The 13,363-nt window shown below is 35.4% G+C and carries 15 protein-coding genes and 1 riboswitch; of the genes, 10 read left to right on the top strand and 5 right to left on the bottom strand.

The window, feature by feature from the left end; translation table 11 throughout:
- The first annotated feature begins 215 nt into the window (after nucleotides 1–215).
- The 4 genes from yunB to ACFQ18_RS00280 all read left to right on the top strand — a co-directional run bounded on the left by yunB (nucleotide 216) and on the right by ACFQ18_RS00280 (nucleotide 4,807).
- Nucleotides 216–1,025, top strand: a complete 810-nt coding sequence (gene yunB / locus ACFQ18_RS00295) for a sporulation protein YunB (protein WP_047184630.1) — start codon at nucleotides 216–218, stop codon at nucleotides 1,023–1,025.
- Nucleotides 1,026–1,068: 43 nt separating this feature from the next.
- Nucleotides 1,069–1,245, top strand: a riboswitch (Lysine riboswitch).
- Nucleotides 1,246–1,431: 186 nt separating this feature from the next.
- Entirely contained in the window at nucleotides 1,432–2,982 is a 1,551-nt protein-coding gene (locus tag ACFQ18_RS00290) for a Na+/H+ antiporter NhaC family protein (protein ID WP_204797604.1), read from the top strand.
- Between the two features lie 181 nt (nucleotides 2,983–3,163).
- Nucleotides 3,164–4,699: a sodium-dependent transporter gene (locus ACFQ18_RS00285; RefSeq protein ID WP_047184628.1), complete on the top strand. Its 1,536-nt coding sequence runs from the start codon at nucleotides 3,164–3,166 to the stop codon at nucleotides 4,697–4,699.
- On the top strand, nucleotides 4,700–4,807 hold the full coding sequence (locus ACFQ18_RS00280) for a MetS family NSS transporter small subunit (RefSeq protein ID WP_111014431.1): 108 nt from the start codon (nucleotides 4,700–4,702) through the stop codon (nucleotides 4,805–4,807).
- A 143-nt stretch (nucleotides 4,808–4,950) separates the two neighbouring features.
- Here the strand turns inward: ACFQ18_RS00280 and ACFQ18_RS00275 are convergent, their stop codons facing one another.
- Both ACFQ18_RS00275 and ACFQ18_RS00270 read right to left on the bottom strand, forming a co-directional pair.
- Nucleotides 4,951–6,018, bottom strand: coding sequence for a M23 family metallopeptidase (locus tag ACFQ18_RS00275; protein WP_379565455.1), 1,068 nt, complete (start codon nucleotides 6,016–6,018; stop codon nucleotides 4,951–4,953).
- Between the two features lie 89 nt (nucleotides 6,019–6,107).
- Nucleotides 6,108–6,677, bottom strand: a complete 570-nt coding sequence (locus tag ACFQ18_RS00270) for a YhcN/YlaJ family sporulation lipoprotein (RefSeq protein ID WP_047184627.1) — start codon at nucleotides 6,675–6,677, stop codon at nucleotides 6,108–6,110.
- A gap of 254 nt (nucleotides 6,678–6,931) precedes the next feature.
- Between ACFQ18_RS00270 and ACFQ18_RS00265 the strand changes: the two genes are divergently transcribed.
- Nucleotides 6,932–7,207 (top strand): YutD family protein, encoded by a 276-nt coding sequence (locus tag ACFQ18_RS00265; RefSeq protein WP_047184894.1) that lies wholly within the window; start codon nucleotides 6,932–6,934, stop codon nucleotides 7,205–7,207.
- 105 nt (nucleotides 7,208–7,312) lie between these two features.
- On the opposite strand, the gene ACFQ18_RS00260 is transcribed toward ACFQ18_RS00265, so the two are convergent.
- Nucleotides 7,313–7,564: a hypothetical protein gene (locus ACFQ18_RS00260; RefSeq protein WP_047184626.1), complete on the bottom strand. Its 252-nt coding sequence runs from the start codon at nucleotides 7,562–7,564 to the stop codon at nucleotides 7,313–7,315.
- A 102-nt stretch (nucleotides 7,565–7,666) separates the two neighbouring features.
- Between ACFQ18_RS00260 and ACFQ18_RS00255 the strand changes: the two genes are divergently transcribed.
- Complete coding sequence (locus tag ACFQ18_RS00255) at nucleotides 7,667–7,978, top strand: hypothetical protein (protein ID WP_047184625.1); 312 nt, start codon at nucleotides 7,667–7,669, stop codon at nucleotides 7,976–7,978.
- A gap of 88 nt (nucleotides 7,979–8,066) precedes the next feature.
- Here the strand turns inward: ACFQ18_RS00255 and ACFQ18_RS00250 are convergent, their stop codons facing one another.
- Nucleotides 8,067–9,494 carry an amidase gene (locus tag ACFQ18_RS00250; protein ID WP_204797602.1) on the bottom strand — a complete coding sequence of 476 codons (1,428 nt, stop codon included), beginning with the start codon at nucleotides 9,492–9,494 and terminating at the stop codon, nucleotides 8,067–8,069.
- 110 nt (nucleotides 9,495–9,604) lie between these two features.
- Between ACFQ18_RS00250 and ACFQ18_RS00245 the strand changes: the two genes are divergently transcribed.
- The 3 genes from ACFQ18_RS00245 (at nucleotide 9,605) to ACFQ18_RS00235 (ending at nucleotide 11,640) form a co-directional block, all read left to right on the top strand.
- The gene (locus tag ACFQ18_RS00245) at nucleotides 9,605–10,045 is read left to right on the top strand and encodes a DUF86 domain-containing protein (RefSeq protein WP_047184623.1); all 441 of its coding nucleotides are present in this window, start codon (nucleotides 9,605–9,607) and stop codon (nucleotides 10,043–10,045) included.
- Nucleotides 10,046–10,210: 165 nt separating this feature from the next.
- Nucleotides 10,211–10,837: a helix-turn-helix transcriptional regulator gene (locus ACFQ18_RS00240; RefSeq protein WP_047184622.1), complete on the top strand. Its 627-nt coding sequence runs from the start codon at nucleotides 10,211–10,213 to the stop codon at nucleotides 10,835–10,837.
- Nucleotides 10,838–10,866: 29 nt separating this feature from the next.
- Complete coding sequence (locus tag ACFQ18_RS00235; RefSeq protein ID WP_047184621.1) at nucleotides 10,867–11,640, top strand: TIGR01457 family HAD-type hydrolase; 774 nt, start codon at nucleotides 10,867–10,869, stop codon at nucleotides 11,638–11,640.
- 156 nt (nucleotides 11,641–11,796) lie between these two features.
- Here ACFQ18_RS00235 and ACFQ18_RS00230 read toward each other — a convergent pair whose 3' ends face one another.
- Nucleotides 11,797–12,303 (bottom strand): phosphatidylglycerophosphatase A family protein, encoded by a 507-nt coding sequence (locus tag ACFQ18_RS00230; protein WP_052771686.1) that lies wholly within the window; start codon nucleotides 12,301–12,303, stop codon nucleotides 11,797–11,799.
- A gap of 70 nt (nucleotides 12,304–12,373) precedes the next feature.
- On the opposite strand from ACFQ18_RS00230, the gene ACFQ18_RS00225 reads away from it, so the two are divergent.
- Nucleotides 12,374–13,348: a hypothetical protein gene (locus tag ACFQ18_RS00225; protein ID WP_204797601.1), complete on the top strand. Its 975-nt coding sequence runs from the start codon at nucleotides 12,374–12,376 to the stop codon at nucleotides 13,346–13,348.
- Nucleotides 13,349–13,363: the final 15 nt, after the last annotated feature.

Raw genomic sequence — 13,363 nt, 5'->3', positions numbered from 1 at the left:
TAGCTTTCTCTTTTATTTATCCTATCTAAACGGGCAGTAAGACTCTGACCTCAAGATAAGTGCGACTAACCATTAGTGGGAGATAAAGGAAAACCACCACTGATGGAAGTCTTCCTCTAATCATGTAATTAATGTGTGTTATTAAATCTTAATGCAATAGAAATAAATTCTATCCCCGCTAAAACAAGCATAGATTGTTTTAGGGGGGATTTTTAATGGGGCCACGTAGACGATTCGGGAGAAGAAAATTTGCACCACCTCCAAGGAAAAATATCTTTTTGATGACCATGGTTGTTTTTGTCTTGTGTATAATTTTAAGTATTGGAATTGTAAGTAAAGGAATAACACCAGCAATAAAAAATATATCGGAAGCTAAAACAGATGAATTTGCCACTAGGGCGATTAATATGGCAGTACGATTTGCAGAAAGTTATGATTTTAGTGATGTCTTAAACATTAGTTATGATGATAATGGTAATGTTACAGTATATAATTGGAACCAATCTGTAATAAGTGAAATTAACAGAGTGGCAACAGACAGGGTGGAGGAGTTTTTCCTACATATGAACCGGGGGGATCCCATATCGTATGATTATTCATTACATGAACCTTATGACTATGACGATGGGGCGGAAGATCGCGCTGCACTAGATCCGACTTTAATTGAGGTGCCACTAGGTGAAATAACAGGAAATGCTTTATTGGCAAACTTGGGACCCAAGATACCAATTAATTTGGAGTTAATTGGGGCAGTTCGTACCAATGTTGTTAGAGAGACGGAACCATTTGGAATCAATGGCTCCTGGGTTTCGTTGTATGTGAATGTAGAAGCGGACGTTCAAATCATTATTCCTTATATTACAGAACGTAAAACAGTTCAAACTGAAATATATATTGACGGCGGAGCAATTATGGGAGAGGTACCGGAGTTTTATGGCGGAGGTAGTAACGGCCCATCCATATCTATCCCAAAGGAGGACATTGGTGAACGAGGAAAAAATCGTAACTTGCAAGAAAATGAATAATCTAGTATATTAGGAAATAGATAAAATTAAATAGACCTCAGATCGGTGAGGTAGAGGTGCGGACAAGATAAGTAGTCAACAGGAGAATGACAACGATGATTGTTGATGAAAGGATTGTTTGCCGAAGTATAATAAGGGGTCAAACTTATTATAACTGGTATATCCTTGAATAAGGGGTATACTGTCATGCATATGTGTTGCATGGAGAACTACTGATCGAAATGGAGGATAACGTATTTTGTAAAGAACAAAGATGGTTATTTTCTATCTTTGTTCTTTTTATTTGGATTTATTTAAATGTTTTATCAATTCTATGAATAAAGCCGCGTATCCTATCAAAAAAACTTTCAGAAGTACACCGATCATTTCACACATCAATATAAGAAAATAACTTGGAGGTAGCAACATGGAAGGGACATTTTATTCGCTTATTCCTGCTATGGTAATGTTAATTCTAGTGCTATTAACTAGAAAAGTAATTCTATCATTAGGTATTGGTATTATTATAGGGGCATTATTTATACATGATTTTAATATTTTGGGAACCATTCAAGAAATATGGAAATCATTCTATGAGATTTTTGTATTAGATGGTGCTTTAAATGTCGGTAATTTATTGTTATTAGGGTTTTTATTATTACTGGGAATGATGATTGCCTTTTTACAAGCTTCTGGTGGTAGTCGAGCATTTGGGAAATGGATGCTAACACGTGTGAAAACTCGTAAAGGTGCAACTCTAGTTTCTGCTCTATTAGGTATTATTATATTTATTGATGATTATTTCAACGCATTAGCAGTTGGACAAATAGCTAGACCGATTACAGATCAATATAAAATTTCCCGGGTAAAGTTAGCTTACATTGTAGACTCTACTTCTGCCCCAGTTACAGTTATATCACCAATATCTAGCTGGGGGGCCTATATCATTGGAATTTTAGGGGGAATATTTGCTGCAAATGGCTTAACGGATATGCAACCATTACAAGCATTTATCCAAATGATTTCACTTAACTATTATGCAATCGCAGCAACGTTATTAGTTTTTCTAGTAGCCTTTTTCAAAATGGATATCGGTCCAATGCGAACACATGAGGAACGTGCTATTCGGACGGGTGAATTAATTGATCCAAAAAATAATAAAATAGCTGGAGATTTAAGTGGTGTATTTGAACCGCATCCTGAAGGGAAAGTTCGTCATCTAATCTTACCTATTTTGGTGCTTATTATTGTGACAGTCTTAGCTATGTTTTTAACAGGAATCAATAATAGTGAAGGTAATGTTAATATCTTTTCTATTTTTGCTAACACTGACGTAAATTTATCCTTATTTGTTGGTGGCTTAGCGGCTGTTTTAATATCACTTGTATTTCATATAAATCAAAATACACCTAAAGCAAGTTTAGGTAAATTGTTAATAGAAGGAATGAAAACGATGCTTCCGGCGATATATATTTTAATATTTGCTTGGATGATCGGTTCTATCATTGGTACTCTTCAAACTGGTGAATACCTAGCACATATATTTGATAATTTACAGGTGAATGTCGCTTTATTACCATTTTTATTCTTTATCATTGCAGGTTTTATGGCACTAGCAACTGGATCTTCATGGGGAACCTTTGGGATTATGTTGCCAATTGCAGCGGAAGTTGCACTAGTAACAGATACAAGCACACTTCTACCATCATTAGCTGCAGTTTTGGCTGGTGCGGTATTTGGGGATCATTGTACACCAATTTCAGATACGACAATCCTTTCCGCAACTGGATCAGGTGCGAACCATATTGACCATGTATTAACACAGTTACCATATGCAATAATTGCAGCGGTAGTAGCTATGGTAGGATATTTGATAGTGGGCTTCACCAATCAAGTATTTTTATCTTTTATTTTAACTGTTGGATTATTAATTGTAATAGGTTTGGGAATTAATTATTTTCATAAGAAAAATGCATAATTTGAACTATTGACTCATTTATTGAAAATGAGTCAATAGTTTTTTTAGTTATTTTAAATTCTTAAAAATATATTTTGACATAGTAGGAAAATGCCGCTATAATATTTTTAAATATCTGAAAATACACACTAATCTAAGTTCTCTTCTGTTATCGATTGAATAAAAAAAGGGAGGATAATTTATGAGAACTCGTTCACAATGGGGGACAAGAGCAGGTTTTATTTTTGCAGCAGTTGGATCTGCAATAGGCCTTGGGAATATTTGGAGATTCCCGGCTGTTGCATATGAGAATGGTGGAGGAGCGTTTTTTATACCTTATTTATTTGCGCTTCTTACTGCCGGAATTCCATTATTAATTATGGAATTTACTATTGGGCAAAAATATCGTGGATCGGCCCCGCTATCTTTCAAACGGATGAATAAAAAGGCTGAATGGATTGGCTGGTGGGGAGCATTAGTTGCATTTGTAATTGGAACCTATTATTCCGTAATCATTGCTTGGGCTATGTCTTATTCTGTATTCTCACTCAATTTAAATTGGGGATCAGATACAGAAGCGTTCTTATTTAATGATTATTTAGGATTAACAGTTGATCCGGGTAAAACAGGGAGTTTTGTCCCAAGTGTACTTATCCCACTTATTATTGTTTGGGCGATTGTATTTGTCATTTTATTTAGAGGTGTGAAGAAAGGCATTGAAATTGCTAACCGAATTTTTATTCCTTTATTAGTGGTATTATTCTTCATTCTTGTTGTGCGTGCAATTACCTTACCTGGAGCGCTTACAGGGCTTAATGCATTCTTCCAACCCGATTTTAGTGCCATTATGTCATCTGATGTTTGGGTTGCAGCTTATGGACAAATTTTCTTTAGTTTATCGATTGCATTTGCGATCATGATTGCTTATTCAAGTTATTTGCCTAAAAGATCCGACATTACGAATAATGCCTTTATTGTCGGCTTTGGAAATTCTGGTTTTGAGTTATTAGCCGGTATTGGGGTCTTCTCCATTCTAGGATTTATGGCCGGTCAAGCTGGGGTAGGAATTGATGAAGTTGTTGCGGGTGGAGTTGGTCTAGCATTTGTAGTATTCCCGCAGATTATTAATGAAATTCCGGCGTTCAGTGAATTCTTTGGTGTGTTGTTCTTCGTGTCATTAGTTCTAGCTGGTTTGACCTCCTTAATTTCTATTTGTGAAGCTTATATTTCTGCTATAATCGATAAATTTAACCTAACTAGAACGAAAGCTGTTACGTTTGCCGGGGGACTTTCAGCCATCATATCCCTTCTATATGCTACACAAGGTGGATTATTCTTCTTAGATACGGTGGATTACTTTATTAACCAATTTGGCGTTGCGTTTATCGGCTTAGTTGAAGTAATCGCAGTGAGTTGGGTTATGAAACAATTGAAAGATTTAAAAGAGCATGCAAATGGTATTTCTGATATTCGTCTAGGTTCCTGGTGGACGTTTAGTTTAGGTGTGATTACACCAATTGTTCTTGGTTATATGATGTTTGATTTGTTTAGACTTAACCTATTAAGATTATTCCCAACAGATACAGGAAACTATGAAGGATATCCAGATATATTTATTGCCACAGCAGGTTGGGGTGTTGCTGCAGGTGCTTTAATAATCGGTATCCTGTTTACATTTACTAAATGGAAGAACGAAGAACCTTCTGAAGATCTAAAACAATCGGAGGAGGCTAAATAAATGACCGGTGGGGCTATTGTCGTAATGATTATTGGTATTGTAATTATCTGGGGGGGCCTTGGCTTAAGTATTGCTCATGCTATGAAAAGTTCAAAAAAAGTTGATTAGAAGACTCGGTATATCGCTAGGTTTCTGGGCGGATGCCTCAGTTGCACTTATGTAAATCTTTACGGCGGGCGATTAATCGGAGCTCCGCCGTAAAGATTTTTATGCTTTCTACCTGCAGGAATACGGAAAAGGGCGCTTTTCTTTTAATCTTTCGCCATCCGTTCCCATTTTCTTAAAAAAGGATAAGGGTCGAAAGAAAATTCATTTACTCCGTTATCTTTGTACATACCATAATGTAAATGTGGAGGGAATTTTCCTGAAGTCCCGGGAGGTCCATATCCAGTTGATCCTACACTGCCAAGTACATCACCTGGTTGTACGACTTGTCCAATTTTTACATCGTCATTAAAACCGCTCATATGTGCGTAATAGTGGTAAATATTGTAAATATCACGAATACCAATACGCCAACCACCATATAAATTCCAACCCATCATTTCAACAACACCATAAGTTGTTGATTTTACAGGTGTTCCATAATCGGCAAATATATCCGTACCTTCATGGATACGTAAACCTCCAAAACCTCTTCTATCTCCCCAGGTGCTACGATAACTATAATTGTAATTTGTTGCTACAGGGAAATCTCTATTGGTTAAGTTAATGTCTTGAAACTTTCGAAACACTTTCGCTGTATTCTTGATGGTTTGTACGGTTAAGTCGCGTTGATAGTAATTCCACAATCCAATTTTAATATCGTCTTCCGTTGGTCCGGATTCAAGAAGTATATTTCCCATCGTGTATAAAATATCTTCCGGATCATTAGGGTCAGCTTGGCCATCCCCATTTCCATCTTTTCCTTTTCCATCGTGCATTTCAACTATTCCAATGTCTTTGTTTTTCCCTATATTCCCAATTCCAAACCAAATTTCATCTGGTATATCAATGGAAACAACTTGTTCAGGCTCATTGCTATCTAATATATTTCGCTCAAAGTTATCAATAGCAGCAAAATAATACCAAGGTATTTGAGTTAATGCTTCTGTTTTTTTAAATAAGCCCATTCTTTCTTCATAAATGGTATTTTTAACTTCTTCCTCTTCTGCTGCTGCACTAATCGTTGAAACGGAAACGATGAGCACTATCAAATAGAGCATTGGAATGATTCGTTTCTTCAAGTATTTTTCACCTCCTAAAAATACAGGTTCAAAAGAAGGATAAAAAGGATCGACTCGGCTAAAGTCGAACATCCTGAGATTTCGATTACTCATTTCACCCCACCGTAAAGATTTGTTTGAACATCATCTAAAATAGACATTAGCTATCGCCAGGTATTATGGCGATAGCAAAATAAAATGAATTATTCATGTTCGTATGGTTTTTCCATGTCATTAATTAACTTTTGAATCAACTTATCGTAATTACGATTCGTATTTGAGTTATGAAGACTTTGGATATCATACATTAAAGATTTGTTATCACTTACATATACCTTGTAAAAACGTGGCATGACAGATTCAGCAGTTTTTTGGGCAACCTCTTTTGTTAACTTGGAATCACTATTGTTATCTCTATCATAAGCAATAAGCACTTCTTGATCTGTAACAAGTGTTGCCACTTCATTAAATCCATTATTGTTTAAAATTAAACGAGTAATCATGTCAGCCATTTCTCTTCTATCAATTCTAGCTTCATGATTGTCCAGATTTTGTGTATCGATTTCATCTTTTGAATATCGGACATATCCTAATTGATGATTAATATCTTGATTGGATGGGGTTTGAATTTTATGATTTGGATTCAGCTGGTCTTGAATTTGATTTCTATTTTGCATATCTTGTGTCGCGTTGTCTGTATCATCGTTTGTGTTACATGCACTTATTACGATCAACATATATATTGCAATAATGGAAGCGAAGACTTTTTTCATGGTAAACCACCTTTTTTCATATAGTTCGTGTTCAAAAAGGAGGATGAAAAGGACCGACGTTGGCTAAATGCGCAACATCCTAATGTAACGCTGTCTCTATACAGGGGAATGTCTTTTTCACCGGACTTTTTGAACAATCTCATATATCTCAATTATAGTGTGGTAATAAAATAGGAAATAATGCACTGAATTAGGTGGTTTCTATTCAGCAAGATATGGTAAAATATATTCAATTAGGTGAGGTGACTGATACATTGATCGAGTTACATGGAAAGCATTATGAGATCGTAGAAAATATTAAGAATGGTTTTGAAGAAAATGCAATAAAGGAACGGTATTCGGATATCTTGAGTAAATATGATTACATTGTTGGGGATTGGGGATATAACCAGCTTCGTTTAAAAGGTTTTTATCACGATCGAAACGCAAAAGCGCAGGTAGATACTAAAATCAGTGCGTTAGATGATTACATTTACGAATACTGTAATTTTGGTTGTGCTTATTTCGTATTGAAAAAGGTGAAAAAATAGGAGCAGTAATCCTAACACTGCTCCAATTCATTCAAGTCTAGCTCCAGCGCCTAGCGAGACTTCCTTCACCTCTGTCCGTCATTTAAATGGGCGCTTGCGCCTTTGTTATTCATCATGTAAGGGGTGTGCTCCTGGGAATTGTCTTGGCAGATCATCATGTTGATCTTCATCAGGGTAAACATACGCACTCATTCGTTTTTGCCCTTCTTTCCATTCTGTTGATTTGCTTGATACCGTTTCTTCTTTATTTATAGCAGAACCAACAGCACCCTCAGGAAATTCCTCTGGTATTAACTCATTTTTCATTTTTTCGACATTTGAAAAGTTGGAATACTTTTTATTATGATCTTTTGGCATGTTTTTTCCTCCCTTTAGAATTAGCTTTCTCAGAAGTAAAGCATAATATGTTTAGGAGTGAAACGTGTATTCATAAAAGTTTAGGAAAGGGAGTGTAGATCGTTGAATATTTCAACTATATTGAAGTGGATAAGCGGTGGTCTTGAAGCGTTTTGGGGAATACCGTTTATCGGTGGAGTTATTATTATTAGTTATGCGTGGTTACCATTAGCGGTAATGTTTATTTTGCATTTAGTGACCCTGATTTTTTCGGTTTACGAAAAGAAAAAAATCCACGGAAGTATTCTTGGAATTATAACATCATGTATCGGATGGATTCCGATTGTTGGTATGATTATGCATATTATTACAGCAGTATTTCTCCTTATCGATGCCTATAAATCATCACAAATAACAGGCTTTGAAGAGAATTAAATGAACAAGAAGCAACCTTTTGAGGCGAAGGTTGCTTCTTTAAATTTAGTGTAAAGGATAAAACTTTCTTCTATTAAATGCCAAGGTTTTAATCATAATAAGAACAACGGGCATATCCTCTAAACCGTTTTTCAATTAATCTTCCAAGGCGGAATATGGCATCTTCATTTCCTATACTACTCATAATTTGGATGCTAATCGGCATCTGTTTATCATCCACCCCAATTGGTATGGTTAATGAGGGGAGCCCCCAAACATTAGCATAAGTTACATATGGCATATATTGTAAAAAGGTCTTACGTATCGAAAAAATATCATGATATACTTTTCCATGTTCCTTGGCAGCTTGATAATACACAGGAAAAATAAGTAGACGGTTTTTCAAATACTCCGCTAATCTTTTATCTCCCTTTTCAATTATTTCCTTCACTTCTAATGTTCGTTTACCATTTGGCTTAAATAATTTCGAACCAAAAATTCCCCAGGACAACGAAGGGCGAATGGAGGTTCTTTCTGTTAATTTTTCTCTAAAAAAGGCTTTGAAAACTCCTGAACGATCATTGTTATATGCCTCTTGTTCTAAGATATGATTATGATCACTTGCAAGAATATCTTGCCAAAGTTTAGCACTATCTTCAAAGAAAGGGGGAACGGTACGTTTTATAGAGAAGAACTTTTCTAAGTAGGTCTCTACGGTATCAAGCATTTCTTTCATGTTTTCCGAAAGAGGGTATTCGATTGTTCCAGGTAGGATTTCGACTTTATAATTTTGTAAATGTTTAGTTTTTAAACTTTTATTAGATATGATTTCATATAAAAATCGCATATCCTGCACAGATTTACCCATTGGGCCAATCGATAGCATTCTTTCTGCGAATGTATTCATAACTGATGGAAAATGACCTTCTTGTGAGACTTGATTCATTCCTGGTTTAAAACTGATAATACCATTAAAGTGAGCTGGAATGCGAATGGACCCACCAATATCCGAGCCAATTCCTGCTGCTGCACCGCCTACAGCAAGTAAAGCTCCTTCTCCACCACTTGAACCACCCGCTGTTTTTGTGAGATCCCAAGGGTTGTTCGTTCTGCCATATAATTTATTTTCCGTCTCTTGGCTAAAACAAAGAGCAGGTGTATTTGTTTTCCCTAAAATGATTGCCCCTGCTGCTTTTAATTTAGTAATTACCTCTGCGTCCTGCCTAGCTATTAAATCTTGTCGATGTTGCAGTCCGCCTGTAGTTTTCATGTTAGAAACATTGATTGATTCTTTTACACTAATAGGGACCCCATATAAGGCACCTTTATTGTTATTATGTAATGATTGTTCATCTAATTCCTTCGCTTCCTTTAAAGCCTCTTCAAAACGTTTTTCAATCATCGCATTGATACTTAGATTTGCCACATTTATATGCTTTATGTATGCCGTAACTGCTTCCGTACTAGTTAGTTCCCCTTTTCTAATCGCAGAAGCCGTTGATGATGCATCCATTTCAATTATCGCTGTAGTATCCATACCTAGTTCCCTCTTTATTTTTGTGATGTTTTTTTCAGTTTTCCCACTTATGATATAAATATAATGATATGGTAAAATGGAGGAAAGTCAATTAGGGGGAGACGAAAACAATGTATTTTGTTGACAGAAATAATATAGAAATTACTTTAAAAAATATGGATCAATTACTAAATGAGCTATCTAACAATAAAATTGAAAGTTATATAAGTCAATTAGCCCAGGAAAGAATTGCGCATATCTTAATCGAATCTATCCTCGACGTTGGAAACATGATGATTGATGGATTTATTATGAGAGATCCTGGGAGCTATGATGATATCATTGACATATTAGTAGATGAGAAAGTGATACCCCAATTGGAAGAAAAAGGATATAAAGAGGTAATAAGCTTACGTAAGATGCTTGTCAATGATTATCAAAATGTAGACCATGAACAACTAAACGCTGTTCTTTCAAAAAATAAAGCGCTATTAGAACAGTTCAGTACTCATATTAGAACATACCTAAAAAATGAATTAGGGGTTGCTAATGCTTTTTCTAATCATGTCTAACTTCAGCGCCCAGCGACTAGCGAGACTTCCTTCACCTCCGTACGATAAGTCAACATCGGCTCGCTTACGCTCACCGTGTTTCCTTTATCTCCTACGGCTCAGTCCAGTCCGTACGTCGCTAAACGGGCGCTTATGTTTTTCTAATCATAAATAAGGGTGATGTAAATGGGTAAAAAGATGCCTCCAAAACAAAGAATTTTACATCTTTTAAAGAAGAATCATTCCATGGCGATAGGGGAAATCATGGAATATTTTACGATTTCAGAAGTAGCAGTTCGAAAGCATATTCATGAACTAGAAAAACAAGGACTCCTTACTAAAAAAGCCTATAGTCAAAGTATTGGAAGACCTTACTATCAATATACATTAACTAAAGCAGGTCATGAAACTTTTCCAAATCAGTTAAAAACATTGCCATTAGATTTATTAAAGGATTTAGAGGAACTTCAAGGTTCAGAAATTGTCAATGATTTGTTTAAAAAACGGATGCAAAGAGAAACGGATTATTATGAATCATGCATTACTTCTGAAACGCTGCCCGATAGAATCAATCAAGTCGTCCAAGTTCAAAATGACAATGGTTATTTAGTAGAAGTGGAAAAGACAGAAAAGGGTGATTATGAAATTAGAAATTATAATTGTCCAATACTAAATATCGCATCGGAGTACCATCAAGTATGTGAAAATGAAATTACCATGCTTGAGAAATTGTTTTCTGATGGAACCGTTTCTGTTCATTCACTAATTACAAAAGGGTCACATGTTTGCAAATGGACCATTAAAACATCTTAAAATAATTTGATCATGAAATGAGGAAGAAAATGAAGCAATATAACGGATATTTAATCGATTTAGATGGCACCATGTATCTAGGCAAAGAACCAATTCAAGAAGCAACTCTATTTATTGATAAATTAGTGGAGAAAAATATACCTTTCTTATTCGTAACGAACAACTCGACAAAAACGGGGGAAGATGTTGCGGGCAAGCTAAATAATATGGGAATACAGGCAAAGGCAGACCAAGTTGTGACAACAAGTTTAGCAACTGCCAAATATATTAAACAACAAAAACCTAATGCGACCTGCTATGTCATTGGTGAAGCAGGTCTGTATCATGCATTAGAAGAAAATGGACTTAAAGTTGTGGATGGAGAAGAAGCAGATTATGTTATTGTCGGGCTTGACCAAGAACTAACTTATGAAAAATTAGCAAAAGCATGCTTATCTGTCAGAAATGGAGCAACATTTATTTCAACAAATGGGGATGTAGCTTTACCGACAGAAAGAGGATTATTACCTGGGAATGGATCCATCACTTCTGTAATCACGGTGAGTACAGGAGTTGACCCTATATTTATTGGTAAACCTGAATCTATTATTATGGAAGAGGCTTTAAACTTAATTGGATTAACAAAAGAGGAAACATTAATGGTCGGCGATAATTATGATACCGACATTAAAGCAGGGATAAAAGCAGGAATGGACACATTAATGGTTTTTACAGGAGTTACTCCTTTTTCCGAGTATGAACATTTAACTGAAAAACCAACTTATTATGTTCATGGTTTAAATGAATGGTTAGATAACATATAAAGAAGACTTCCATCAGTGGGGGTTTTCCTTCACTCCCACCTACCTTCTTTGTTTCACCAGAACTTTAGGTGGGATAAAATTTTTAGCGAGAAGCGGATACGTCCCAAAATAAGAAAACCTAACACATTCGCTAACAGATGTGTTAGGTTTTCTATGTTAATCATTTTCCATTTCTTCCGCATACGTATGGGCTAGTCGACTCGAAGCTGCTGCTGCAATTGCACCAATAATATCGTCTAAAAATGTATGAACTTCACCCGTTGATTTATCGTTTAATCTTTTTAGAATTCCTGGTTTTTGTTTATCGATGTATCCATAGTTTGTAAAACCAATAGAACCATAAACATTGATGATGGATAATGCAATTACCTCATCAATACCATAAAGCCCTTCATCCTTCTCAATAATTTCTTGTAAAGGTTCTTCTAATTGTTTTTTCTCCGCTAAGATATCTAATTGAATACCTGTAATGATTGCATTTTGTACCTCTCTTTTGGCAAGAACCTTTTCCACATTTTCCCTACATAGGTCTAAATCTAAATCTGAGTGGTAGGCGGATTGTAAATAATAAACTAGCTCCGCGATATGGTCAATGGTGACACCTCGATTAGATATTAAGTCTCTTGCCTTTTTTTCTAGTTCACTTGTTTTTGCCAAATTAATCACCTTTTCTTTTTAGTTAAATAATCATTTTCTCTACATATAATGTTAGTAATGGAGAGGAGAGATATTAGTGCCTTTTAATGATTTTCTTTCTACCTATTATGGTATCCAAGTTGATGAAAAAATAGGCTTTGACCGAGAAGAAGGGTATAGGACTGGTAATTATATCAATTTTATCACTTCTGTTGAAAACAAGGAAATGGTTTATTTGGAACAGGCGAGTCTTGCTTACTTTTTAAGAGATAATCATATAGATCATATCACCTTACCGATTCCGAATCTTCAAGGAGAATGGTTTACCTCTTACCATAATAATAATTATATGGTGATGCAGGTAGCCAATATACAACAAATGGATAAAAACTTTGAAGGTAGAAGATTGGCGGAGTTTCATCAGATTGGATCAAGGTATCAGTATCAACCAAAGGAAATCTCAAGTTACGGTAAGTGGAAATCACTATGGATAGAGAAACTTGATTATGTTGAGGCCAAGGTTGAAAAAGAAGCAAATAAAAATCCGAATGCTTACTACCGACTCGTTATGGATGTTCTACCGTATATTATTGGTATAAGCGAAAATGCTATACAATATATTCGAGAAAGTGAAACAGAAACTAGGTTTCATGAAGTGGATCAAGGAACGATCACATTTCACCGTTATCATCATCAATTAAATGATTCCATCTTATGGATTGATAATTTGGTCTATGATCATCCGATTAGAGACATAGCAGAACATATTAGGAATTGTATAGTAAAAGGGGAAAGTAAAGAAAAAATACTCCAATTTCTAAATGAATATCAATCGGTTCGTCCGTTATCTGTTTTTAGCTTCCGTTTATTATATGGGCGCTTATTATTTCCTGCTCATATTTTAGATTTATTCATACATGGATTTACGGAAGAAAAAGATGAAATTCTATATGAAGAATTGAGGCAGCTTTTAGATAACCAAACTTATTACGAAGATATGCTACGAAACTTTTATGAGAGTTTAGATATTAATCCTAAGATTTTAAATATTCCTGTGGTAAACTGGTTATGAAACAACAACCAAAGG

Source organism: Oceanobacillus caeni (genome assembly GCF_042678465.1).
In the GTDB taxonomy this organism is placed as follows: Bacteria; Bacillota; Bacilli; order Bacillales; family Amphibacillaceae; genus Oceanobacillus; species Oceanobacillus caeni.
Note: the sequence above shows the minus strand (reverse complement) of the source record. Positions and strands in the feature narration are given on the sequence as shown.

Coding starts and splice junctions, on each gene's coding strand:
- yunB (WP_047184630.1), top strand. CDS start 216: ATGGGGCCACGTAGACGATTCGGGAGAAGAAAATTTGCACCACCTCCA.
- ACFQ18_RS00245 (WP_047184623.1), top strand. CDS start 9,605: ATGTATTTTGTTGACAGAAATAATATAGAAATTACTTTAAAAAATATG.
- ACFQ18_RS00240 (WP_047184622.1), top strand. CDS start 10,211: ATGGGTAAAAAGATGCCTCCAAAACAAAGAATTTTACATCTTTTAAAG.
- ACFQ18_RS00275 (WP_379565455.1), bottom strand. CDS start 6,018: ATGAGTAATCGAAATCTCAGGATGTTCGACTTTAGCCGAGTCGATCCT.
- ACFQ18_RS00290 (WP_204797604.1), top strand. CDS start 1,432: ATGGAAGGGACATTTTATTCGCTTATTCCTGCTATGGTAATGTTAATT.
- ACFQ18_RS00270 (WP_047184627.1), bottom strand. CDS start 6,677: ATGAAAAAAGTCTTCGCTTCCATTATTGCAATATATATGTTGATCGTA.
- ACFQ18_RS00250 (WP_204797602.1), bottom strand. CDS start 9,494: ATGGATACTACAGCGATAATTGAAATGGATGCATCATCAACGGCTTCT.
- ACFQ18_RS00280 (WP_111014431.1), top strand. CDS start 4,700: ATGACCGGTGGGGCTATTGTCGTAATGATTATTGGTATTGTAATTATC.
- ACFQ18_RS00285 (WP_047184628.1), top strand. CDS start 3,164: ATGAGAACTCGTTCACAATGGGGGACAAGAGCAGGTTTTATTTTTGCA.
- ACFQ18_RS00260 (WP_047184626.1), bottom strand. CDS start 7,564: ATGCCAAAAGATCATAATAAAAAGTATTCCAACTTTTCAAATGTCGAA.
- ACFQ18_RS00235 (WP_047184621.1), top strand. CDS start 10,867: ATGAAGCAATATAACGGATATTTAATCGATTTAGATGGCACCATGTAT.